The sequence below is a fragment of the Actinoplanes sp. G11-F43 genome, assembly GCF_050589265.1.
In the GTDB taxonomy this organism is placed as follows: Bacteria; Actinomycetota; Actinomycetes; order Mycobacteriales; family Micromonosporaceae; genus Actinoplanes.
On sequence record NZ_JBNZCE010000005.1, the window covers coordinates 362710 to 384266 of the forward strand.

Here is a 21557-nt window from a genome sequence, read left to right on the forward strand (position 1 = left end):
CCGCCCTATTGCTCCGGGCTGACCGCCTGCGCCCGGACCGGAACCGTGAACGTCGCGCCCTGGCACGCCGCCTGCCCGCCGGCCCGCATGGTCAGGGCCTTGGGCAGGATGAACGCCCCGATCGTGTTCCGCGGCACCTCCCACGACACCGGGAACTCGGCCTCGGTCAACACCACCCGCGGATCGGAACATCCGGCCTCCCGCCGCAGATCGTCCGCGACGACCGGGCCGTCAGCCGGCAGGATCGAGGTGATGTGCACCGGCACCGGATGCTGGTTGGTCACCGTCACCGTCAGGTTCCCCACCTCACCCGGCGCCAGCGTCCGCCCCGGATCCGAGGTGGCGGTCAACGCGATCTCCACACCGGCGGCGGCCGCCAGACGCCCCCGGTCCGGCCCGTTGAAATGCCAGTACGCCCAGGCCGCGCCCGCGTTCGCGAGCAGCGCGGCCACCGCCGCCACGGTCAGGATCATCCGGGCCCGCCGGTCGAAGCGCCGCCGCGCCCCCGGTTGCCGCAGATCCCACGTCGGTTCCTCGTGGTCGGCCGGATCAAGCTCGATGCTGTGCGCATAGCCGGGATTCACGAAACAACCTCGGTGGTGGCAGCCGCGCGGGGCTCGCTCAGTTCGGGCATGCGGCTCGTTCCTCCTCGAAGGCCGGTTGGGAATGATGCCGGGTTCGGCGCTCATACAACGTTCCCCGATAGAGATGTCCGATGTGATCGGTTTTCCGTACGCCCTTCCAGCGCATAAATCGGACAGGTCTGCCCATACGGCTTACCCCTGCGGGGGGACTGCATGGACCGGACGGCGGTCCTCCCCCGAAGATCGGAAAACGCGATCAGCCACTCAGCCCAGCGGCGACACCCGTGTGACGACGGCGCGCCATTCCCAAGATCCGTGAACCTCATCTCCGACCGGCGATCGGTCGAGCCCTCAGCGATGGGCGCCGAGGGCTCGACCGAAGTCCGGGCTACTGATCAGTGGGCGGGGGCTTCACCTCGCCGCTGGTGGATTCGACCGGTGACGGCGGCGGTCCCGCGGACTCGGCCGGCGCTGACGTCTCCGATTCCCGTTCCGGCTCCTGCGCCGGTTCCTTCGACGACTGCTTCGGTACGGGCGACGCCGTCACCTTCGGCGCCGAACTGGACACCGCCGGGCTCGGACTGCCGCTCGGTGCGGTGGACGGCGAAGCGCTCGGAGCCGCTTCCCGGGCGGGGGCGACTGCCGCGAACCGGAGGTTGCGGCTTTTCCGCCCGGCCTCCCCGGTCCAGTCCCGGAACCGGGGCGTGATCGTCCAGTTCCAGGTCCCACCGGCCAACTCGGCACCACTGAAGGCGACCGACTCGGCGACACCCCCGGAGGCCGCCACGGTCCGGGTGATCTCCGGCTTGGCGGGCGCGCCGACCGGATGCGCGATAACCAGGTAGTGGTCCATGAACGACCCCGGAGCGATCTCCTGAGCACTCCACGAGACCACCGCCTGCCCACCTTGTTTCGCCACGCTCGGCTCCACCCCGCGCGGCATCTTGGCCACCTTGGCGGTCAGGGATGTCGTGTTGTCAGCGAGTGCCCATCCGCCCGCGTAGGCGAACACGGTTCCGGCCACCGCCATGGCCGCCACCACTCCGATGATCAGCAGTGACCTGCTCGTGCGCCTCATTTGGTCATCCGATGGCCGACCCCGGTAAGAGTGATCACGAAGTCGGCGCCCGCGCACTTCTCGGATGCTCCGAGCGGCATGACGACGGGGAAGGAGCCGGCGAGGTCGGTGCGCCCGGTTGCTGCCACTGTCACGGGCAGATGGCCGCTGTATCGGCGGACCTGAAGGTTGGCTTCGGTCGCGGGGCAGCCCCGTCGTGATGTTGAGGACACCTTGGCGGTCAGGTGCTGGAGGCTGATCCGGACTCCTAGCGGATTGCGCACCGCGATCCTCATCTGTCTGGTCGCGCCAGGGTGGAGGCCACGCACCGATTTGCCTTCAAGCGTGAAATGAAGCGGTCCACCCGGCGGTTCACTCCCTCTGCTGACCAGGAGCAGAGCCTCGTCCGGAGCGTGGGGCGAGAAGGAAGTGGCTGCGAGGAGCCCGCCGGCCAGAACGGCTGTCACTGCAGCCGCAATCCGCCAGTTCTTGACCATGAAATGTCCTGAACCTCATCGGCCGGGTGGGGCGGGAATGACTCGTCCCACCCGGAGGCGGAAACGATCAGGACTCGGGCAGGCTCTCGGCCTTGAACGAGTAGTCGATCTTGATCGTCTTGCTGGCGCAGGCCTGGGGGATGTTGCCGATTGTCACGTTGCCCGGAACGCTCTTCGTCAGTCCGGCACCGATCTCCGGCGTGCCGGGAAATGTGGTGTTGAACATGCCGGCCTGAAGAAGGGCGGTCTTGCAGTCATTGTTCTCCGGGGTCACCGTGGCGTTGTCCACCTGGATCTGTCCGGTGAGCTTGACGGGGAACTCGTTCGGGTTCGTCATGTTCGTCACCAGCGGCGACTTCGCGCCAGGGAACAGGCTGTCGCTGAAGGTCGTCGACGCGGTCAGCTCCTTGATCTCCGCCGCCTTGCCGTTGGCCTCGCCCGTGCCGTTGATGTTCCAGCCGGTGATGGCGGCCCAGGCCGCGCCGCCGCTGAGGGCGAGAGCGGTGACGCCGGCGACGACAACGGTGCGCTTGGTGAACTTAGCCATGGAAATGTTCCTCCTGGAACGGGGTAAGCGAGTGCGACACCCGGATGGGTCGGGGAGCGACTGAATCGGGGTGCACGTCGTTAGTTCGGATGTGGCCGGGGCCGTGAGGCCACCCGGCGCTGCGACAAAGATGGCGGAGACGGCGAACGTCGGCGATCGGCCTTATCGCTGACCCGTCGACTGCCGGATGGCGCTGGAAGCGGCCCGTCCCGGTTAACCCGGGGGAGTGGTGGGCGCTGATGCGTCGATCTCCCGCATCGCTGGGGAAGATCGACGGAATGCGGTTCCAGCAGCGGTGACGCCGGATGGCAGGAAGCGTGGTGCCTGGCAAGCCCGAGTTCGGCTCGGATCGGCGGGGCGGGCGGAAACGGGCCCGGAAACGTGAAGCTACGGCACCGTTTCGACGTGAAACCGGAAAAGGGTTCGGAACAATTTCCGGGTCGGGTACCCGAATGGATTAGTCCGCTGGCAGGAACGGTCCCCTGAAAGAGGCTTCAGAGGGACGCCTCTGTTGGGCGGTCGGCCTGGATCAGGAATCTGTGTGCTCGCACGGTGAATTCGCCCCGGGCCCGGATCACCGCGGTCAGGCGGGCCAGCTCCCGCTCGTACCGCACGGGGGTGAAGTCTCTGATCTGCCAGGGCACCGTGCGCAGATGGTGGACGACCGCGGTGATGTCGCGGAAGCTCAGCAGCGGGTGCTCCTCGCGCACGTCGGTGACCCGCAGGCCGGCCGCCTGCAACGCGGTGACCGCCACCTCGGCGTCCCAGCGGCGCGGATGTGGTGGTGGGGCGCCGAGCGCGGTGTTCAGCTCGGCCAGGTCGTCGCTGCCGACCTGCTGGGTGAGCAGGATGCCGCCGGGTTTGAGGAGGCGGGCGATGTCGGCGGCGGGCAGGCGGCCGTGCCGGCTCAGGACGAGATCGAACTCGTTCTCCTCGGACGGCAGCTCGGTGAGCACCGGAACACCGAACGGGGCCAGCCGCTCCCGGGCGGCGGGGGTGTTGCGGGCCCACGTCTCGACCGCGACCGTGTGCGACGGCAGTGGGGCCAGCTCGGCGAGGAGTTCGCCGCCGCCGGTGTCCAGGTCGAGGACGCTGACGGAGCGGCGCACCAGGATCCGGGCCAGCTCGAGGTACGACCACGACGGCTCGGACGCCACGGCCAGGCCGTCCAGCCAGGCGAACTCCCACCCGGTCATGGAGGCGCCGGTAGCCGCGGCGTTGAGTTCTTCCCCCTGCCGGTTGCTGCGCACGGACCGAAAGTAGCCGTCCGATGTCGGATGCAGCGACTCGATCCCGCGGCCTTTCCAGGACCGGTGCCGGACTGTGGCTGAACGGTTACCAGACTCAGCGGCGGACCGGCATGAGTAGCGAGAAATGGGACTCCGCGCCCACCGGGCGGATGGTCAGCGGAAGGAACGGTCCGTCGAGTTCCAGGACCAGCTGACCGGGGCCGCCGGCGTCCAGGGCCTGCAGCAGGAACTCCCGGTTCAGCGCGATGTGCCCGTCGGTGTCGGCGGCCCACTCGCCCGCGCCGACGGCCCGCAGCGCGCGGGACGGGTCGAGGCTGAGCACCGAGAGCGGGCCGTCCCGGTCGATCACCGGAGCCGAGGTGATCAGGTCGCGCAGTTCGTCCACGGCGACGGTGATGCGGCGTACCCGCGGGCCGGGTTTGATCAGGCGCTGGTAGTCCGGGAACTCCATGTCGATCGGCCGGCCCTCGATCACCCGGTCGCCGGCGCGGGCGGTGACCAGGCCGGTGGTCAGGTCCAGGGCGATCGTGCCGGATCGTGGGCCGGCCAGTTCCCCGGCCAGCGCCAACGGCAGGAACAGCCGGGCCGGCGAGCCCTCGACGACGGCCGGGGCGCTGGCCACGGCCATCCGGTAGCGATCGGTGGCGACGAACGTGACGGTGTCGTCGCCGGTCTCGACGAGCACCCCGGCCGGGATCGGGTCGGTGGCGCCCGCCCCGGCGAACATCACCGCGTGGAGGGCTGCGGACAGGTCGGCGGCGTTCACCGTGACCCGGGTCATCAGGTTCTCCTCCAGGTCGAGCAGGGTGTGCAGCCGGAGGAGCTCACGCTTGGCGTCGGCGAGGCCGGATTCGAGGCGGGTCAGGTGGGCGTCCAGCCTCACCCGTACCGAAGAAGGGTGGGAAAGGTCCTTAACCGCCTGGGCGATCTCGGCGACCGGCATGCCCACCCGCCGCAGCCCAGCGATCAACCGGGCCGCCCGGATCTGCTCGGCGGTGTAGCGGCGGTATCCGGTCGCCGGGTCGACGACCGCCGGGACCAGCACGCCCGCGCCGTCGTAGAACCGCAGCGCGCTGACGCTCAGCCCACTGGCCCGGGCCGCCGCCCCGATGCCTCGCATGTCGCTCTCCACGTCACCGCATCCTGAACTCTCGACCTCGTCGAGAGTCAAGCTTGCACGATCAGGGTCACCCCGAGGATCGTCATCACGGCTGCGATCGAGCCGTCCAGCACCCGCCACGCGGACGGCCGGGCCAGTAGCGGGGCCAGCCGGCGGGCGCCCAGGCCGAGTGCGAAGAACCAGGTCAGGCTGGCCAGGGCGGCGCCCGATCCGAACGACCAGCGGTCCGCGTGCTGCTGCGCCACCGAGCCGAGCAGCAGCACCGTGTCCAGGTAGACGTGCGGGTTGAGATAGGTCAGCGCCAGGCAGGTGAGCAGGGTGGCCCCGAGGGTGGCGGGTGCCTTGGCGGTCACCTCCAGTGACTGTGGGCGCAGGGCGCGGCGGGCGGCCAGGGCCGCGTACCCGAGCAGGAACGCCGCCCCCGCCCACCGGATCGCGCTGATCAGGCCGGGATGCGCGGTGAGGACGGCGCCGAGCCCGGCGATGCCCGCGGAGATCAGGACGAGATCGGAGAGGGCGCAGGTCAGCACCACCGGGAGGACGTATTCCCGGCGCAGGCCTTGACGCAGGACGAACGCGTTCTGGGCCCCGATCGCGATGATCAGCACGGCTGACGCGACAAATCCGGCGATTGCGGAGGAGAGCATGCCTCGACGCTAGGGTTCGTCCTCGAGTAACGGAAGCTAATCATTCTGACGATGGATTAGCGTTCCTAACGTGGACCAGACGCAGTTGGCGACTTTCCAGGCCGTCGTCGAGCAGGGTAGTTTCGAGGCGGCGGCGCGGGTGCTGCACGTCACCCCGTCCGCGGTCAGTCAGCGGATCAAGGCGCTGGAGCAGACCGTCGGCCAGGTGCTGGTGCGCCGGGCCAAACCGTGTGTGGCGACCACCGCGGGCGAGGCCCTGGTCCGGTTCGCCAGCCAGGTGGCGCTGCTGGAGCGCGAGGCCCTCGGCGCCGACACCCACCGGCTGTCCGTGGTGGTCAACGCCGACTCGCTGGACAGCTGGTTCCTGCCGGTGCTGAGCCGGGTCCCGGGAGTGCTCTTCGATCTGCACACCGACGACCAGGAGCACACCGCCGACCTGCTGCGGACCGGCACGGTGATGGCCGCGGTCACCTCCGAGCACGTCCCGGTGCAGGGCTGCCGGGTGGAGCGGCTGGGGGTGATGCGGTATCTCGCGGTGGCCGCGCCCGGCTTCGACGCCAGTGATCTGCACACCGCGCCGGTGCTCGTCTACAACCGCAAGGACCGGCTGCAACACCGGTTCATGACCGCCCGGTACGACCCTCCGGTGCACTGCATTCCGGCGACCGCGCCGTTCAATCGGGCGATCCGGATGGGGCTGGGGTGGGGGATGCTCTACGAGAAGGAGGCGTTCGACGACCTTAACTCCGGAAAAATCGTACAAATCCGGAACGGTCATCTCGACGTCCCGCTCTACTGGCAATGCTGGCGGATCCAGTCGCAAACCCTGGAAACACTGACGGCCGCCGTACGAGCGGCGGCCGTCGAAGCGCTCAGACCCTAGTCGTTCGCGTGCAGCGCGCTGTTCAGCTCGATACCCGTGCCCTTGCGCGGCTTCGCCTCCAGCGCCCCGGACACCGAGTTCCGCCAGAACAGGAGATTGTTCACACCGGACAGCTCGATGGCCTTCACCACACGGCCGTCGGGCAGCGACACCTTCGACGCGGCGGTCACGTAGACACCCGCCTCCACCACGCAGTCGTCACCGAGCGAGATGCCGACACCCGCGTTCGCGCCGAGCAGGCTGCGCTCACCGATCCGGATCTTGGTCTTGCCGCCGCCGGACAGCGTGCCCATGATCGACGAACCGCCGCCGATGTCCGAGCCGTCGCCGACCACCACGCCCTGCACGATCCGGCCCTCGACCATCGAGGTGCCGAGCGTCCCGGCGTTGAAGTTGACGAATCCCTCCTGCATGACAGTGGTGCCGGAGGCCAGGTGGGCGCCGAGGCGGACCCGGTCGGCGTCGGCGATCCGGACACCGGACGGCACCACGTAGTCGGTCATCCGCGGGAACTTGTCCACCCCGAAGACGCTCAGCTGACGGCCCGCGGCCCGCTCCAGGAAGCGCAGCTCGTCGACCCGCTCCGGCGGCACCGGGCCGGCCGAGGTCCAGGCCACGTTGGCCAGCTTGCCGAAGACGCCGTCCAGGTTCAGCGCGTTCGGCTGGACCAGGCGGTGCGACAGCAGGTGCAGGCGCAGGTACGCGTCGGACGCGTCGGTGATCGGATCGGCCAGCGACTTGATCACCGTCCGGACCTCGACGGTGCTCAGTCCGGGCAGCAGCTTCGGGCCGGTCAGCCCGGCCGGCAGCACCGGCACGTCGGCCGGCTCCTCACCCAGCCCCAGGTGCCCCGCGGGGAACCAGGTGTCCAGCACCTGACCCTCGGCGGTGACGGTGGCGAGGCCGATGCCCCAGGCGGGCGAAGTCGAGATCGCGGTTTCCACGACCCGAACCCTACCGGAGCCTCGATGACACCTCAGCGGCGTCGCGGCACCCCGGTATGGTGCGCTCATGGCCAACCCGCTTACCCCGGACGTGCTGGTCGACCCGGTCATGCTGACCCGTGCCCTGGTCGACGTCGAGTCCGTGTCCCGCGACGAGAAGGTGATCGCCGACTTCGTCGAGGGCGTCCTCCGCGAGGCCGGCCACCTGAGCGTGCGCCGCCTCGGCAACACCGTGATGGCCCGCACCAAGCTGGGCCGTGAGCAGCGGGTGATCCTCGCCGGGCATCTCGACACCGTGCCGATCAACGGCAACCTGCCGTCCACCGTCGTGGACGACCTGATCTTCGGGTGCGGCACCTCGGACATGAAGGGTGGCGTCGCGCTCGCCCTGCACCTCGCGGTCACCCTGCCCGACCCCAGCTACGACGTGACCTACCTGTTCTACGAGGCCGAGGAGATCGAGTCCGAGTTCAACGGGCTCAACCTGGTCGCCAAGGAGCACCCGAAGTGGCTGCGCGGCGACTTCGCCGTGCTGCTGGAGCCGACGTACGGCACGGTCGAGGCCGGCTGCCAGGGCACCATGCGGGTCAGCGTCCGCACCCGGGGCCGCCGGGCGCACACCGCCCGCTCGTGGCGCGGCGTCAATGCCATCCACGCCGCCGGTGAGGTGCTGCGCCGGCTGGAGAGCTACCACCCGCGGACCGTCACCATCGACGGCTGCACCTACCGGGAGGGCCTGAGCGCGGTCAGCATCTCCGGTGGCGTGGCCGGCAACGTGGTGCCCGACGAGTGTGTGGTCGAGGTCAACCTGCGGTTCGCCCCGGACCGGTCGGAGAAGCAGGCGCTGGAGCACCTGCACGAGGTCTTCGAGGGCTTCGAGCTGGAGGTCACCGACTCGGCCCCCGGCGCCCTGCCGGGCCTGGACGCGGCACCGGCCCGGGAGTTCCTGGCCGCCGTCGGCATCGAACCGGCCGGCAAGCTGGGCTGGACCGACGTGTCCCGGTTCGCCGCCCTCGGCATCCCGGCGCTGAACTACGGCCCCGGCGACCCGTCGCTGGCACACGCGCCGGACGAGCACGTCGAGATCGGCAAGATCCGTGACGGCGCCGCCACCCTCTACCGATGGCTGGCGCCCTAGAGAAGCTAATAACGGATGGTGACCCTGCCCACCGCACGCTGCGGTGGCGGGAGTTCCATCGTCGCCTCGAGATCCACTGCCGGTTCGGCGTCGCGAGCCGCGAAGGCCGCACGCCGTTCCTCCAGCACCAGGCGGATCCGGTGCTGCATCCTGAGGCGCTGATGTCGTTTCGTCACGGTGGTCGCTCCTTCTGCGGGAGCCGGGTGATACCAGGCCGGTAACTGTAGATACGCGTCAGATCTACGGTCGGTTGCTTCAATCTGGCAAAAAGGTCTGCGCGTCGCAATCCTCTTACCGAATCGCAGCCGGTTGTTCACCGGGTACCGACCGTCCGCACTACCTTTGTGGCATGACGGACAGCACCAACGGGCGACCCCGGGAGCGCCACCGCGGAGCGGTCACGCTGCGTCGTGACTCGATCCCGCCGAGCACGGCCGACCAGAAACTGCTCGATTCCCAGAACCGGGAGGAGTGGAAGACCAAGGACGCCTGGCGGGCCTTGCGCATACTCTCCGAGTTCGTCGAGGGCTTCGACACCCTCGCCGACCTGCCGCCCGCGGTCAGTGTCTTCGGCTCGGCCCGCAGCGCCCCCGACAGCTACGAGTGCGAGCTGGCCGAGAGCCTCGGCGCCGCCCTCGCCGAACAGGGCTACGCGGTGATCACCGGCGGCGGCCCCGGCGTGATGGAGGCGGCCAACCGCGGCGTCACCGAGGCCGGTGGGCTCTCCGTCGGCCTCGGCATCGAGCTGCCGTTCGAGCAGGGCCTCAACGACTGGGTCGACGTCGGCATCGATTTCCGCTACTTCTTCGTCCGCAAGACCATGTTCGTCAAGTACGCGCAGGCCTTCGTGGTCCTCCCCGGCGGCTTCGGCACCCTGGACGAGCTGTTCGAGGCGATCACCCTGGTCCAGACCAAGAAGGTGACCCGCTTCCCGGTCATCCTGATGGGCACCGAGTACTGGGGAGGGCTCCTCGACTGGATGAAACGCCGGATGCTCGACGACGGCAAGATCAGTGCCGCGGATCTCGACCTGATCCAGGTCACCGACGACGTGGCCGAGGCCGTCCGGATCATCATGGACGCCGACCAGTCCCACGGGCAGCACTGACATGGCGGCGATCTGCGTCTTCTGCGCCTCGTCCACCACGCTCGAACAGCGCTGGCTCGACCTCGCCGCCGAGACCGGCCGGGTCCTCGCCGAACGCGGCCACACCCTGGTCTCCGGCGGCGGCCGGGTCGGCATGATGGGCACCGTCACCGAGGGCGCCCGCGCCGCCGGCGGCCACACCCTGGGCATCATCCCGCAGTGCCTGGTCGACCTGGAGGTCGCCGACGAGGCCTCCGGCGAGCTGGTCGTCACCGAGGACATGGCGTCCCGCAAGAACGTGATGATCGATCGCTCGGACGCCTTCATCACCCTCCCCGGCGGCCTCGGCACCCTCGACGAGCTGTTCGAGGTGTGGACCACGGCGACCCTCGACGTACACCGCAAGCCCTTGATCCTTCTCGACCCCGACGGCTTCTACACCGGCCTGGTCGACTGGCTGGGCACCCTCGTCGACCGGAAATTCGTCCGCCCCGCCGCGATGGAGCTGCTGCTGGTCGCCCGCACCGTCCCGGAAGCCGTCACCCTCATCGAGAAGACCCTGGCGACAGGTCCGCGGCCCCCTTCCGGAGCGGCGCAGGGCACGGCGAGCCCCGCAGACCATTGATGGGTACGCCCGGCACCTCCCCGCCGATCCACACCTCCAGTCTCGTCCGCGCCACGTAGGCGTCCCCACCGGACCGCCCGGCGACCGCCGGGCGAATGCGGCCCACAAGGCAAACCCGTGTGCCGACCAGCGGTCCGGATCGCGCCGCAGGTGTCCACGGGTACGCGGTCGTCGCGGTGTGTGCCGAGCAGCGGTCCGGATCGCGCCGGAAGTCGGCACACGATTGTGCCCGGTGGGGTCGCACAACCACACGGAACCGGCCGGCCGGGTGTGAATCCGGGGCCGCGGCGGCCGCTGCCCGGAAATAACGTCATACCGGCGTGCTCTCATAGATGCCGTGAGCACGCCGGTTCCCCTTCCCCCGGTGCGCCGGCCGGCGAATTACCGCCTGGTCCGGCGCCCCCGCCCGGTCCTGCCCGCGCTGCCGGCCGACCCGGTCCAGCGCCGCGTGACCGGCCACACCAGCGGCCCGCTGCTGGTGCTCGGCGGCCCCGGCAGCGGCAAGACCTCGGTGCTCGTCGAGTCGGTCGCCGCCCGCATCGCCGAGGGCGCAGACCCGGAGCGTGTGCTGGTGCTCACCTTCGGCCGTCGCAGTGCCGCCGCGCTGCGCGACCGGATCGAGGCCCGGGTCGCCGGCGAGCCCGGCCGGATCGTCCACGAGCCCCTGGTGCGGACCTTCCACGCATATGCGTTCGGTCTCCTCCGCCGGGCCGCCGCCGAGCGGGGCGAACCGTCACCGCGCCTGCTCACCGGCCCCGAACAGGACCTGATCATCCGTGAGCTGCTGTCCGCGATCGGCGACCCGGAGACCCCCGACCGGATCGGCTGGCCGGACGCCCTGCGCCCGGCCCTGCCCACCCGGGCCTTCGCCCAGCAGTTGCGCGACCTGATGCAGCGCGCCGCCGAGCGGGGCGTCGGCCCGGTCGAGCTGGCCCGGCACGGCGAGCGCCTGGGCCGCGACGACTGGCCGGCCGCCGCCCGCTTCCTCCGGGAGTATGTCGCGGTGCTCGCCCTCCGCGACGTGACCACCCGGGGCTCCACCGCCTACGACCCGGCCGAGCTGGTCCGGGCCGCCGCCGGCCTGCTCGCCGACGACCCGGCGCTGCTGGAGTCCGAGCGCCGCCGCCTGGACCACGTCTACATCGACGAGCTGGCCGAGACCGACCCGGCCCAGATCGAACTGCTCGCACTGGTGGCCGGCGGCGGCAAACCGCTTGTCGCGTTCGCCGACCCGGACTCCTCGATCTACGGCTTCCGCGGCGCCGACCCGGCAGCCGTCGCCCAGTTCCCGGCGACGTTCCGCAAGGCGTCCGGATCCCCCGCCGACACCGTGGTCCTGCACACCAACTACCGGGCCGCCACCCCCCTGCTCACCGCCACCGCCAGGGTGTCCCGCCGGATGCGGGGCCCGATCACCAACCGAATCATGTATCCGCCCACCCCCGAGCCCCCGCAGCTGGCCGTCTCGGAGGGGGCCGGCCTGCTTACGCCTGAGTTTTCGCAGCCGCCCCTCTCGGAGGGGCCCGGCCCGCTCAGGCCTGAGTTTTCGCAGCCGCCCGTCTCGGAGGGGGCCGACCCGCTCAGGCCTGAGTCTCCGCAGCCGCCCGTCCCCGAGGCTCCCCGGCCGGTCACTCCCGAGCCCTCGCGGTCGTCCGAGGCGGAGGCCGCCACCGCACACCCCGTCGCGTCCACACCGCATGCCGTCACACCCGGCACCGTGCCGGGCTCCGTGGTGGGGGAGGCCGCGGCGGGGTCCGTGGTGAGTAACGGTGAGCGGGATGAGCAGTTCGGGCCGGTTCCCGAGGCGGTGGTGCGGACATTCAGGTCGACAGCTGCGGAGTCCGCCTATATCGCGCACGTTCTGCGGGAGGCTCACCTGCTGCACGGGGTGCCCTGGTCGCGGATGGCGGTGCTGATGCGGTCCGCCACGCTCCAGCAGCCCTCGGTGTTGCGGGCGCTGACCGCCGCCGGGGTGCCGACCGTGATCCACCCCGAGGATCTGCCGTTGCATCTGCAGCCGGCGGTGGCTCCGTTCCTGCTGTTGTTGCGATGTGCGATCGACCCGGCGGCGCTCACCGAGGAAGCCGCCGTGGCACTGCTGCACTCGCCGCTCGGTGGTGCCGATCCGCTGTCCGAGCGGCGGCTCCGGCAGGGGCTGCGGGCGCTCGCGGTCGCAGCCGGGGATCGGCGGCACTCCGGTGCGTTGCTGGTCGACGCGGTTCGTGACCCGGCCGGGCTGGATCTGGTCGAGCGTCGCTGGGCCCGTCCCGCGCAGACGATCGCCCGGCTGATCACCGTGGCCCGGGAGGCGGCGGCCCAGCCGGGTGCCTCCGCCGAGCAGGTGTTGTGGACCGTCTGGCGGGAGAGCGGCCTGCACGATCGCTGGTTCGCGATGAGCACTGGCAACGTGCCGATGCCCGACCAGCGGGATTCGGGCCGGGCCCGGGAGTGGCGTTCCGAGGCGGCCGACCGTGACCTGGACGCGATGGTGGTCCTGTTCGACGCGGCGGCCCGCTTCACCGACCGGCTGCCCGGCGCGGGAGTCGGCGTGTTCCTCGACCACGTGCTGGGTCAGGAGCTGCCCGCCGACTCGATCGCCCCGAGCGCTGACCGGGGCGAGGCGGTCCGGCTGCTGACGGCCCACGCGTCGAAGGGCCTGGAGTGGGATGTGGTGGTGCTGGCCGGCGTACAGGAGGGAATCTGGCCCGATCTCCGTCTCCGGGGCAGCCTGCTGGGGTCCGAACGCCTGGTCGACGTGCTGGCCGGCCGTCCCGCCTCCGGTCCGGAAGCGATCATCGCCGAGACCTCCGCGCTCCTGGACGAGGAACGCCGCCTCTTCTACGTGGCGGTCACCCGCGCCCGCCGCCGCCTGGTCGCCACCGCGGTCTCGTCGGGTGGCGTGGGCGGCCAGCTGGGCGAGGAACAGCCCAGTCGCTTCCTGACCGAACTGGCCACCCCGACCCGCCGCCCCGGCGACGGCCCGGGAGGTCTGCCGCCGGGCCCCGACCCGTGGGACACCGGCCCACCCGGCCCCGGCCCGGCTTCGAACGGTCCCCCCGGTCCCGGCGCGGGCCCGGACGGCCCCGATCCGGGTGCTGGTCCGGATGGCCTTGGCCCGGGTGCTGGTCCGGATGGCCTCGGCCCGGGTGCTGATCCGGATGGCCTCGGCCCGGGTGCTGGTCCGGACGGCCTCGGCCCCGGCGCGGGCCCGGGCGTTCCCCCCGGCACGGTCCCGGACGGTCTCCCCGGCCCAGGCCCAGAGGGTTCCCCCGGCTTCGATCCAGGCCTCGACGGCTTCCCCCATGCCGTCCCGCGCCCAGACGGCCCCCATGGTTCCGGCCGGAACTCGGAGGTTTCGTTCGCCGCGCATTCGAACGAGAAGGGTTCATACGGCCCACGTCCGGTTTCGGGATCTTCATCCGAATTGCGCCCTGGCAGGGATGAGCCACGCTCCCCGGAAGCCGCACTCGGTGACGCCGCGGCGAACGCGGCTGCCGGGGAGGGGGCGAGCGCACGGGCGGTGGACCCCGCATGGGAAGGCGACGGTGCGCCGGCAAGTGAGGACGAGCGCAAGGCAGGGGACACTCCGGTGGGCGGGGCCGCGCCGGTGGGCGGGGCCGCGTTTGAGGGCAGGGCCGCGTTTGAGGGCGACGGTGGGCCGAGGTTCGAGAACGGCCCGGGATCCGATGCTGGGCTGAATGCCGGGATTGTCCTGGAGGGTGACGGCGAGCGGGACTCCGGGAGTGGTTCGGACGGCGCCGACGGGCGGTACCCCGGAAACGCTCCGGAAGCTGATGGCGGGCGGGAGCCTGAGGGCGGTCCGGAAGGTGATGGCGGGCGGGAGGCCGGAGGCGGCCCGGAGGATGACGGCGGGCGGGCTGAGGAGGCCGCGGACGGGCTGCTGGACGGCGAGACCGAACTGCCGGTCGGGCGGCCGCCGCGGGCGTTGACGCTGGCTTCGCTGGTGGCTGAGTTGCGTACCGTCGTGATCGGTGGGGCGGAGACGCCCAGCCGGCGGCGGGCCGCGGCCGCTGAGCTGGCCCGGCTGGCCGCCGCGGGGGTGCCGGGGGCGCATCCGGACGAGTGGTGGGGGCTGCGGCCGCTCTCCGACGACCGGCCGCTGGTGGACGAGGGACGTCCGGTGAAGGTGACGCCGTCGTCGATGGAGAGCGCGCTGCGGTGCAGTCTGCGCTGGCTGCTGGAACGGCACGGCGGTGCGGCCCCGGCCGGCCCGGCGCAGGGCATCGGCAACCTGGTGCACGCGGCGGCGATGCTGGCCGAGGACGCCAACGCGGACCGGGAGAAGCTGGTGGAGTACGTGTCGGCCCGGTTCGATTCGATCGAGCTGGCCGCGCAGTGGCTGGCCGGCCCGGAGCAGGAGCGGGCCCAGTCGATGGTGGACAAGTTGTTGCGCTGGCTGGCGGTGAACCCGCGGCGGCTGCTGGCGATCGAGCACGAGTTCACCGTGATGTTGGAGGACGAGCGGAATCCGATCCAGTTGACCGGCCGGGTGGACCGGCTGGAGGTGGACGAGGAGGGCCGGCTCGTGGTGATCGACTTGAAGACGGGGAGGACGACCGCTGTGTCGGCGGCTGACGTGGCGGAGAACGCCCAGCTGGGCGGCTATCAGGCGGCTGTCGACGCGGGCGCGTTCGACGACTGGGGCCGGGAGACCGGGGGTGCCGCGCTGGTGCAGCTGGGGCCGGGCAAGGATGCCCGGGAGCAGATGCAGCTGCCGTTGACCGAGGCCACCGATCCGCAGTGGGCGGACGGGATGGTGCGGCGGACGGCGGCGGCGATGGCGGCGTCCACGTTCTCGGCGGTGGCGAACAGCCGCTGCCGGGTGTGCCCGGTCCGGACGAGCTGCCCGATCTCCGGTAAGGGCCGGCAGGTGGTGGAGCCGTCATGACGAGGGTGCGTTCGGGTCCCCGGTTCACTCCGCGTGAGCTGGCCGGGATGTTGCGGCTGCCGGAGCCGACGGCCGAGCAGGAGGCGATCATCGCGGCGCCGGTGCAGCCGCTGCTGGTGGTGGCGGGTGCCGGTTCGGGCAAGACCGAGACGATGGCGTCGCGGGTGGTCTGGCTGGTGGCCAACGGGTACGCCCACCCGGGCGAGATCCTGGGCCTGACGTTCACCCGGAAGGCGGCGGGTGAGCTGTCGCACCGGGTCCGGACCCGTCTCGGCCAGTTGGCCCGGCGGCTGGGCCGGGACGACGCGCTGGCCGGGGAGGCGACGGTGTCGACCTATCACGCGTACGCGGCCCGGGTGGTCACCGAGCACGGGCTGCGGGCCGGGTTCGAGCCGTCGGCGCGCCTGCTGACCGAGGCGGCCCGCTGGCAGATCGTGGATTCGCTGGTCCGGACGTACACCGGCGAGATGACCGGGTTGAACCGCGCGCCGGGCACGGTGACCGACGACGTGCTGGCGCTCTCCGCGGAGCTGGCCGAGCACCTGGTCGGCGCGGACGATCTGGCGGCCTGGACCGGCCGGTTCTTCGCCGATGTGCAGGAGTTCCCGGGCCGGGTCTACAAGGACGTCTCCGAGGTGCTGCGCCGCCAGCAGGGCCGGCTCACCCTGCTGCCCCTGGTCCGCCTTTACGAGCAGCGCAAACTCGACCTGGAGGCGATGGATTTCGGCGATCAGATGGCGCGGGCGGCACTGGTGGCGCGGGATCATCCGGAGGTCGGCGCGATCGAGCGGGGCCGGTTCCGGATCGTGCTGCTCGACGAGTACCAGGACACCAGCCACGCTCAGGTGACGATGCTGAACAACCTGTTCGGCGGGGGCCATCCGGTGACCGCGGTGGGTGACCCGTGCCAGTCGATCTACGGCTGGCGGGGTGCGTCGGCGGGCACGCTGGAGCGGTTCCCGGAGGAGTTCCGGGACGGCCAGGGGCATCCGGCGTGGGTACGGACGCTGAGCCGAAGCTGGCGTAACCGCCCGGAGATCCTGCGGGTGGCGAACACCGTCTCGGCCTCGCTGCGCTCCCGGGCCCAGGTGGTCGAGTTGACGGCGTCACCGCGGGCGGCCGGCGCGGTGGGCGGGCGGACGGTGACGTGTGCGCTGCTCCCGACGTACGCCGAAGAGGCCGGGTGGATCGCCGACACCATGCTGACCGCCTGGCGTCTGGTGGCCGGGATGCCGTCGGCGCAGCCGGGGGAGATTCCGCTGGAGCGGCGCCCGACGAGCGCGGTCCTGGTCCGGGTGCGCAGTCAGATCCCGGTGATCGAGGAGGCGTTGCGGGCTCGTGGCCTGCCGGTGGAGGTGGTCGGCCTGGGTGGGCTGCTGGACACCCCGGAGGTGCGGGATGTGATCTGCACGCTGCGGGTGCTGGCCGACCCGACCGACGGGGCGTCGCTGTTGCGGCTGCTCACCGGGGCCCGCTGGCGGATCGGCCCACGTGATCTGGTGGCTCTGCACCGGCGGGCCCGGCAGATCGCGGCGGCCCGGGCGACGGCGGCCGGCGACGAGGAACCGGTGGTCACCGACCGGCTGGACGACGCGACCCTGGTGGAGGCGATGGCCGATCTGGGCCCGCCGGACCGGTACTCGCCGGAGGGTCACCGCCGCCTGCTGGAGTACGGCCGGGAGCTGGCCGCCCTGCGCCGCCGCCTGGATCAGCAGCTGCCCGACCTGCTGGCCGACATCGAACGGACCATCGGCCTGGACGTCGAGGTGGCGGTGCGCGGCTGGGCGGCCGGGGACGCCGGCCTGGCCCGGGGCCACCTGGACGCCCTGGGGGACGCCGCCACCAGGTATGTCGCCGAGAACGAGAACGGCACGGTCGCCGGGTTCCTGGCCTTCCTGGCCGCCGCCGAGGAGGAGGAGCGCGGCCTGGAGCCGGGCCAGGTCGACGTGGTGGAGGGCGCGGTGCAGATCCTGACCGCGCACGCCGCGAAGGGCCTGGAGTGGGACGTGGTGTCGGTGGCCGGCCTGTGCAAGGGGGTCTGGCCGGGTCTGGCCCGGTCGTCGGACCACTTCCTGGGCGGGATCGGGGTGCTGCCGTTCCCGTTGCGGGGTGACGCGGCGGGGCTGCCGGTGCTGGATCTGTCGGACGCGATGGACCAGAAGGACGTGGCCGGGGCGGTGACCGCTTTCGCCCGGTCCTGGCGGGAGCACGACGAGCGGGAGGAGCGGCGGCTGGCCTACGTGGCGGTGACCCGGCCGCGGCGGCTGCTGATCTGTTCCGGCTACTGGTGGGGGGACGGGGTGAAGCGCCCGCGTGGCCCGTCGGTGTTCCTGGACGAGATCCGGGCGGCCTGTGCGGACGGGGCGGGGGTGGTGGCGGCGTGGACGCCGGAGCCGGCGCCGGGTGACACCAACCCGAGTGATCAGGTGGTGGCGACCGCGGAGTGGCCGGCCGATCCGCTGGGTCTGCGCCGGCCGGCGATGGCGGCGGCGGCCGATCTGATCCGCCGCATGATCGAGAACCCGGAGGCGTCCGCGGCGGAGGCGTTCGCCGATCTGGCCGCGGCCGATCCGGAGGTGGCGGCCAAGGCGGGCCTGGCCGCCGATCTGGTCGGTCTGGCCGAGCCTCCCACCCCCGGCAACGTGGTCACTTCCGGTGCGGAGCGCGCCGGAAGTGACCACACGGGTGGCGTGGCGGGCGGTGTGGCGGGTGGTGTGGTGAGTTCGGGTGCGGAGCGTGCCGGAGGTGACCACGCGGGCGAGGCTGTGCTGGATCGGGGGGTGTTGCTGGCCGCGGCGTTGGCGGCGGACCGGGCGGCGGCGGACCGGGACCCGGACATCGGCCGCTGGCGTCGTGAGGCGAAGCTGCTGCTGGCCGAGCGGGCGGAACGGTCCCGCAGGGACGGCCCGATCGAGGTGGTGGTGCCGGCGCATCTGTCGGTGTCCCAGCTGGTGGTGTTGCGGAAGGATCCGCAGGCGCTGGCCCGTTCGCTGCGCCGCCCGCTGCCGCAGCGCCCGGCGCCGCAGGCCCGCCGGGGTACGGCCTTCCACGCCTGGCTGGAACAGCGGTTCGGGGCGGTCCGGCTGATCGACATCGACGAGCTGCCGGGTGCGGCCGACGACGGCGCGGCCGAGGACGAGGAGCTGGCGGCGCTGCAGGAGGCGTTCCTGACCGGCGAGTGGGCGGATCGGACGCCGGTGGAGGTGGAGGTCCCGTTCGCGACGACGGTGGCGGGGGTGGTGGTGCGGGGCCGGATGGACGCGGTGTTCGCGGATCCGGACGGCCGTTTCGACGTGATCGACTGGAAGACCGGGCGGCGGCCGTCGGGTGCCGAGGCGGAGGCGGCGGCGGTGCAGTTGGCGGCGTACCGGATCGCCTGGGCCTCGCTGGCCGGGGTGCCGGTGCGGAAGGTGCGGGCCGGTTTCCACTACGTGCGGGAGCAGGTGACCGTCCGCCCGGCCGATCTGCTGGACGCGGCCGGGCTGGCGGCCCTGATCGAGGAGATCCCGGCCGAGGAGCTGTGACGACCGGGCTGGGCCGGAGGAGGGGGTGGTGGCGGATGAGAGGCCGCTGCGGCCGGGCCGGGCGAGGGGCCGCGGCGGTCAGCGGGTGGCGGCGAGCAGGTGCAGGAGGGCGGCGGCGTACGCGTCCTCGGCGGACCGCGCGGTGAACTCGTGCTCGTGACCGAGCAGCTCCGTGCGTACCGAATAGTCGTCGTCGTGCGGTCGCAGTGACCGGAACGTGCCGCCGAGCAGCTCCCGCAGCTGGTCCTCGCGGGGCAGCCACAGCGCCTCGGCGAGATCGACGTCGTCGAGAGCCCACTCGGTGGTGCCGTTGAAGCCGATGATCAGGCCTTCCGGGAGATCGTGCACCTGGATCGTCATGTCGCTGAGTACGAACATCTCGTCGTCCAGGTCCCGGTCCGGGATGGCGAAACGGTCGCCCACCTGGGGCTTCCAGTCCAGTCCGGCGTCTTTGAGCTGCTGCGCCACTTGTACTCCGAGCACTTCGCGGCCTCCTTTACCGTGCTAGGCTTCCCAGCGTTGTCAGTTTGGTTCCCAAGTACTCAGGAGCGCCTGTGGGGAAGTCTGCCCCAGGCGCTCTTTGTCGTAACCCGGGCTTGTCCGGTGCGGGCGATCAGTACGGCAGCACGAGACCCACAGAACGCGGGTCTTATTACCTCGTTCCCGTCCATAATGGTCGGGAATGATCGATCGTCGAGGAGACGAGCATGGTTACCGGTGTTGTGAAGTGGTTCAACGCTGACAAGGGCTTCGGGTTCATCACCCCGGACGACGGCGGCGCCGACGTCTTCGCCCACTTCTCCGCGATCCAGATGTCCGGCTACCGGGCCCTGGAGGAGAACCAGCGGGTGGAGTTCGAGGTGACCCAGGGCCAGAAGGGCCCGCAGGCCGCCAACATCCAGGTCATCTGATTCACATCTGATCTTCGGCCGTCCTGTGCGGCCGGCAGTGTGTGAAAGCTCGGCGCCGTACCCCTTCGGGGTGCGGCGCCGATGCCGTTCAGAAGCCGAGGCCGTTCAAAAGATGATTGGTAACGGTCAGATGGTGCTGGCGGGGCTGGGCGGCAGCGGGGCCGTGCCACCCAGGTGCGCGGGCAGCCACCAGGTGTCGTCCGGGCCGGAGGGTTTGTCCGGGTAGGCCCGCTGAACCTCGTCGAGCAGCACGGTCAGCCGCTCCTTCAGGGTGGCGGTGACCGTCTCCGGGGTGGCGTCCGGCGCGACCGCGACCGGCGCACCGATCTTGATGATGACCGGCACGTGCCGCTTGGTCAGCTCCTTCTTCCGGCCCTTGGTCCACAGCCGGTGCGGGCCCCAGACCGCCATCGGGATCAGCGGGACGCCCGCCTCCAGGGCCATCCGGGCGGCGCCCGACTTGAGACCCTTCACCGTGAACGACTCGCTGATCGTCGCCTCCGGGAAGACGCCGACGATCTCGCCGGCCCGCAGCGAGTCGATGGCGTGCCGGAACGCGGCGGTGCCGGCCTTGCGGTCCACCGGGATGTGCCGCATGCCCCGCATCAGCGGACCACTGATCCGGTGGTCGAAGACCTGCTTCTTCGCCATGAAGCGGACCAGCCGTCTGGCCGGCTGGGCGCCGAAGCCGCAGTAGATGAAGTCGAGGTAGCTCGCGTGGTTGCTGGCCAGCACCGCCCCGCCGCTCGCCGGGATGTGCTCCGCGCCCTCGACCGTGACCTTGTTGTCGAGAACTCGGAACATCACCGTCTTGGCCAAGGCGACTACCGGGGGATACACCAGTTCCATGGCAGCACGATAGCCGGACTTCCTGGGAACAGCGCGGGTCACCGGACGAGACGGGCGTGACAGCGGTGGCGGTGCCGGTGGTGTTCACTGGGTGGCATGTCCGTACCGAACCCGTACACCTCGTCCTGGGAGCGACCGGGTGGCGACTGGTCGTCGGGGATGGTCGGCTCGTTCGGCGTACCGCAGCAATCGCCGGATCCGCCGCCGGACCCGGATCCGCCCCGCCCGGATGGACCGGAGCGACGCCGGCGGCAGTTGAAGATCTTCGGTGGGATCGCCGGGGGGATCGTGGCGGCCGGGCTGACCGTGCTGCTGATCGTGATCCTCGGTGGGGACGGCGACCCGTTCGGGGAGAAGGCGGCCGGCCCGGCCGATCTGCGGCCCCCGCTGGCGCAGGCCTGCCCGGCGCCGAGTGTCCCGCCGGGCGACGTCCCGGCCCCGTCGCCGAGTGTGCCGGCGCCGGCGACCGGGGAGCGCACGGTGGACGAGGCCGCGGGCATCTCCTACCGGGAGTACGGCGCGCCCTGGGAGCCGTGGACCACGGTGTGGAACGCGGGCACCCTGCAGGTCCCCTACCGGGTCGGCCAGCATTTCGTGACCGAGGTGTACGCGGGCGGCACCTATCACGCCTCGATCCTGTCGGCGGCGGTCCCGGCGGCCGACAACGACGCGTTCACCCTCGATCTGGAGTGCATCGGCCGGCAGGTGTCGGCGGACGTGCGCGCCGAGTACTACCCGCAGCCCAACCAGCTGGAGGTGCTGCGCGACGAGGTGACCACGCTGGGTGGGCGGCCGGCCTGGGTGAGCGAGTTCCGGCTCAGCTTCGACGAGCCGGGGCTGACCGCCACCTCGGAGTTCTCCGGAGTGGCGGTCGTCGACGTCGGAAGACCCACGGCGGCCGTGTTGTACGTGTCCATCCCCGGCACCCATCGGCAGTACGACGACGTGGTGCACGAGGTCCTGGAGTCGGTCCGGCCGCTGTGAG

At 71.4% G+C, this 21557-nt stretch carries 19 protein-coding genes; 8 read left to right on the forward strand and 11 right to left on the reverse strand.

Annotated elements, in window-relative coordinates:
- Positions 1 to 5: 5 nt before the first annotated feature.
- The 7 genes from ACQ0O7_RS06845 to ACQ0O7_RS06875 all read right to left on the reverse strand — a co-directional run bounded on the left by ACQ0O7_RS06845 (position 6) and on the right by ACQ0O7_RS06875 (position 5702).
- A complete protein-coding gene (locus ACQ0O7_RS06845; RefSeq protein WP_430780895.1) occupies positions 6 to 584 on the reverse strand; it encodes a hypothetical protein in 579 nt (192 codons plus the stop codon).
- A gap of 388 nt (positions 585 to 972) precedes the next feature.
- Positions 973 to 1662, reverse strand: a complete 690-nt coding sequence (locus ACQ0O7_RS06850) for a hypothetical protein (RefSeq protein ID WP_430780896.1) — start codon at positions 1660 to 1662, stop codon at positions 973 to 975.
- Positions 1659 to 2138, reverse strand: a complete 480-nt coding sequence (locus tag ACQ0O7_RS06855; protein ID WP_430780897.1) for a hypothetical protein — start codon at positions 2136 to 2138, stop codon at positions 1659 to 1661. The genes ACQ0O7_RS06850 and ACQ0O7_RS06855 overlap by 4 nt, the downstream gene beginning before the upstream one ends.
- 67 nt (positions 2139 to 2205) lie before the next feature.
- A complete protein-coding gene (locus ACQ0O7_RS06860) occupies positions 2206 to 2685 on the reverse strand; it encodes a hypothetical protein (RefSeq protein ID WP_430780898.1) in 480 nt (159 codons plus the stop codon).
- Between the two features lie 494 nt (positions 2686 to 3179).
- Entirely contained in the window at positions 3180 to 3935 is a 756-nt protein-coding gene (locus ACQ0O7_RS06865) for a class I SAM-dependent methyltransferase (RefSeq protein WP_430780900.1), read from the reverse strand.
- 94 nt (positions 3936 to 4029) lie between these two features.
- Positions 4030 to 5055: a MerR family transcriptional regulator gene (locus ACQ0O7_RS06870; RefSeq protein ID WP_430780997.1), complete on the reverse strand. Its 1026-nt coding sequence runs from the start codon at positions 5053 to 5055 to the stop codon at positions 4030 to 4032.
- A gap of 47 nt (positions 5056 to 5102) precedes the next feature.
- Positions 5103 to 5702, reverse strand: coding sequence for a LysE/ArgO family amino acid transporter (locus ACQ0O7_RS06875; protein WP_430780901.1), 600 nt, complete (start codon positions 5700 to 5702; stop codon positions 5103 to 5105).
- A gap of 70 nt (positions 5703 to 5772) precedes the next feature.
- Here ACQ0O7_RS06875 and ACQ0O7_RS06880 point away from each other — a divergent pair, with 70 nt between their 5' ends.
- On the forward strand, positions 5773 to 6585 hold the full coding sequence (locus ACQ0O7_RS06880; RefSeq protein ID WP_430780902.1) for a LysR family transcriptional regulator ArgP: 813 nt from the start codon (positions 5773 to 5775) through the stop codon (positions 6583 to 6585).
- Here the strand turns inward: ACQ0O7_RS06880 and dapD are convergent.
- Positions 6582 to 7529 carry a 2,3,4,5-tetrahydropyridine-2,6-dicarboxylate N-succinyltransferase gene (dapD, locus tag ACQ0O7_RS06885; RefSeq protein WP_430780903.1) on the reverse strand — a complete coding sequence of 316 codons (948 nt, stop codon included), beginning with the start codon at positions 7527 to 7529 and terminating at the stop codon, positions 6582 to 6584. The genes ACQ0O7_RS06880 and dapD overlap by 4 nt on opposite strands.
- Before the next feature lie 67 nt (positions 7530 to 7596).
- On the opposite strand from dapD, the gene dapE reads away from it, so the two are divergent.
- Positions 7597 to 8667, forward strand: a complete 1071-nt coding sequence (gene dapE, locus ACQ0O7_RS06890; protein ID WP_430780904.1) for a succinyl-diaminopimelate desuccinylase — start codon at positions 7597 to 7599, stop codon at positions 8665 to 8667.
- A gap of 5 nt (positions 8668 to 8672) precedes the next feature.
- On the opposite strand, the gene ACQ0O7_RS06895 is transcribed toward dapE, so the two are convergent.
- On the reverse strand, positions 8673 to 8843 hold the full coding sequence (locus tag ACQ0O7_RS06895; RefSeq protein ID WP_430780905.1) for a hypothetical protein: 171 nt from the start codon (positions 8841 to 8843) through the stop codon (positions 8673 to 8675).
- A gap of 173 nt (positions 8844 to 9016) precedes the next feature.
- On the opposite strand from ACQ0O7_RS06895, the gene ACQ0O7_RS06900 reads away from it, so the two are divergent.
- The 4 genes from ACQ0O7_RS06900 (at position 9017) to ACQ0O7_RS06915 (ending at position 18812) form a co-directional block, all read left to right on the forward strand.
- The gene (locus ACQ0O7_RS06900; protein WP_430780906.1) at positions 9017 to 9775 is read left to right on the forward strand and encodes a TIGR00730 family Rossman fold protein; all 759 of its coding nucleotides are present in this window, start codon (positions 9017 to 9019) and stop codon (positions 9773 to 9775) included.
- Position 9776: 1 nt separating this feature from the next.
- Positions 9777 to 10379, forward strand: coding sequence for a TIGR00730 family Rossman fold protein (locus ACQ0O7_RS06905; RefSeq protein WP_430780907.1), 603 nt, complete (start codon positions 9777 to 9779; stop codon positions 10377 to 10379).
- Between the two features lie 388 nt (positions 10380 to 10767).
- Positions 10768 to 15288, forward strand: a complete 4521-nt coding sequence (locus ACQ0O7_RS06910; RefSeq protein ID WP_430780998.1) for a PD-(D/E)XK nuclease family protein — start codon at positions 10768 to 10770, stop codon at positions 15286 to 15288.
- On the forward strand, positions 15285 to 18812 hold the full coding sequence (locus tag ACQ0O7_RS06915; protein ID WP_430780908.1) for an ATP-dependent helicase: 3528 nt from the start codon (positions 15285 to 15287) through the stop codon (positions 18810 to 18812). Before ACQ0O7_RS06910 ends, ACQ0O7_RS06915 begins: the two co-directional genes overlap by 4 nt.
- Before the next feature lie 78 nt (positions 18813 to 18890).
- Here ACQ0O7_RS06915 and ACQ0O7_RS06920 read toward each other — a convergent pair whose 3' ends face one another.
- A complete protein-coding gene (locus ACQ0O7_RS06920; RefSeq protein WP_430780909.1) occupies positions 18891 to 19295 on the reverse strand; it encodes a pilus assembly protein CpaE in 405 nt (134 codons plus the stop codon).
- Between the two features lie 224 nt (positions 19296 to 19519).
- On the opposite strand from ACQ0O7_RS06920, the gene cspE reads away from it, so the two are divergent.
- On the forward strand, positions 19520 to 19723 hold the full coding sequence (gene cspE, locus ACQ0O7_RS06925; RefSeq protein ID WP_043533476.1) for a transcription antiterminator/RNA stability regulator CspE: 204 nt from the start codon (positions 19520 to 19522) through the stop codon (positions 19721 to 19723).
- 126 nt (positions 19724 to 19849) lie between these two features.
- On the opposite strand, the gene ACQ0O7_RS06930 is transcribed toward cspE, so the two are convergent.
- A complete protein-coding gene (locus tag ACQ0O7_RS06930) occupies positions 19850 to 20572 on the reverse strand; it encodes a lysophospholipid acyltransferase family protein (RefSeq protein WP_430780910.1) in 723 nt (240 codons plus the stop codon).
- A gap of 96 nt (positions 20573 to 20668) precedes the next feature.
- Between ACQ0O7_RS06930 and ACQ0O7_RS06935 the strand changes: the two genes are divergently transcribed.
- Complete coding sequence (locus tag ACQ0O7_RS06935; RefSeq protein ID WP_430780911.1) at positions 20669 to 21556, forward strand: hypothetical protein; 888 nt, start codon at positions 20669 to 20671, stop codon at positions 21554 to 21556.
- Position 21557 lies beyond the last annotated feature (1 nt).

Excerpts from the sequence above, each read along its gene's own strand:
- ACQ0O7_RS06905 (WP_430780907.1), top strand. The coding sequence starts at position 9,777 with ATGGCGGCGATCTGCGTCTTCTGCGCCTCGTCCACCACGCTCGAACAG.
- ACQ0O7_RS06875 (WP_430780901.1), bottom strand. The coding sequence starts at position 5,702 with ATGCTCTCCTCCGCAATCGCCGGATTTGTCGCGTCAGCCGTGCTGATC.
- dapE (WP_430780904.1), top strand. The coding sequence starts at position 7,597 with ATGGCCAACCCGCTTACCCCGGACGTGCTGGTCGACCCGGTCATGCTG.
- ACQ0O7_RS06915 (WP_430780908.1), top strand. The coding sequence starts at position 15,285 with ATGACGAGGGTGCGTTCGGGTCCCCGGTTCACTCCGCGTGAGCTGGCC.
- ACQ0O7_RS06930 (WP_430780910.1), bottom strand. The coding sequence starts at position 20,572 with ATGGAACTGGTGTATCCCCCGGTAGTCGCCTTGGCCAAGACGGTGATG.
- ACQ0O7_RS06900 (WP_430780906.1), top strand. The coding sequence starts at position 9,017 with ATGACGGACAGCACCAACGGGCGACCCCGGGAGCGCCACCGCGGAGCG.
- ACQ0O7_RS06935 (WP_430780911.1), top strand. The coding sequence starts at position 20,669 with ATGTCCGTACCGAACCCGTACACCTCGTCCTGGGAGCGACCGGGTGGC.
- ACQ0O7_RS06850 (WP_430780896.1), bottom strand. The coding sequence starts at position 1,662 with ATGAGGCGCACGAGCAGGTCACTGCTGATCATCGGAGTGGTGGCGGCC.
- ACQ0O7_RS06855 (WP_430780897.1), bottom strand. The coding sequence starts at position 2,138 with ATGGTCAAGAACTGGCGGATTGCGGCTGCAGTGACAGCCGTTCTGGCC.
- cspE (WP_043533476.1), top strand. The coding sequence starts at position 19,520 with ATGGTTACCGGTGTTGTGAAGTGGTTCAACGCTGACAAGGGCTTCGGG.
- ACQ0O7_RS06860 (WP_430780898.1), bottom strand. The coding sequence starts at position 2,685 with ATGGCTAAGTTCACCAAGCGCACCGTTGTCGTCGCCGGCGTCACCGCT.
- ACQ0O7_RS06870 (WP_430780997.1), bottom strand. The coding sequence starts at position 5,055 with ATGCGAGGCATCGGGGCGGCGGCCCGGGCCAGTGGGCTGAGCGTCAGC.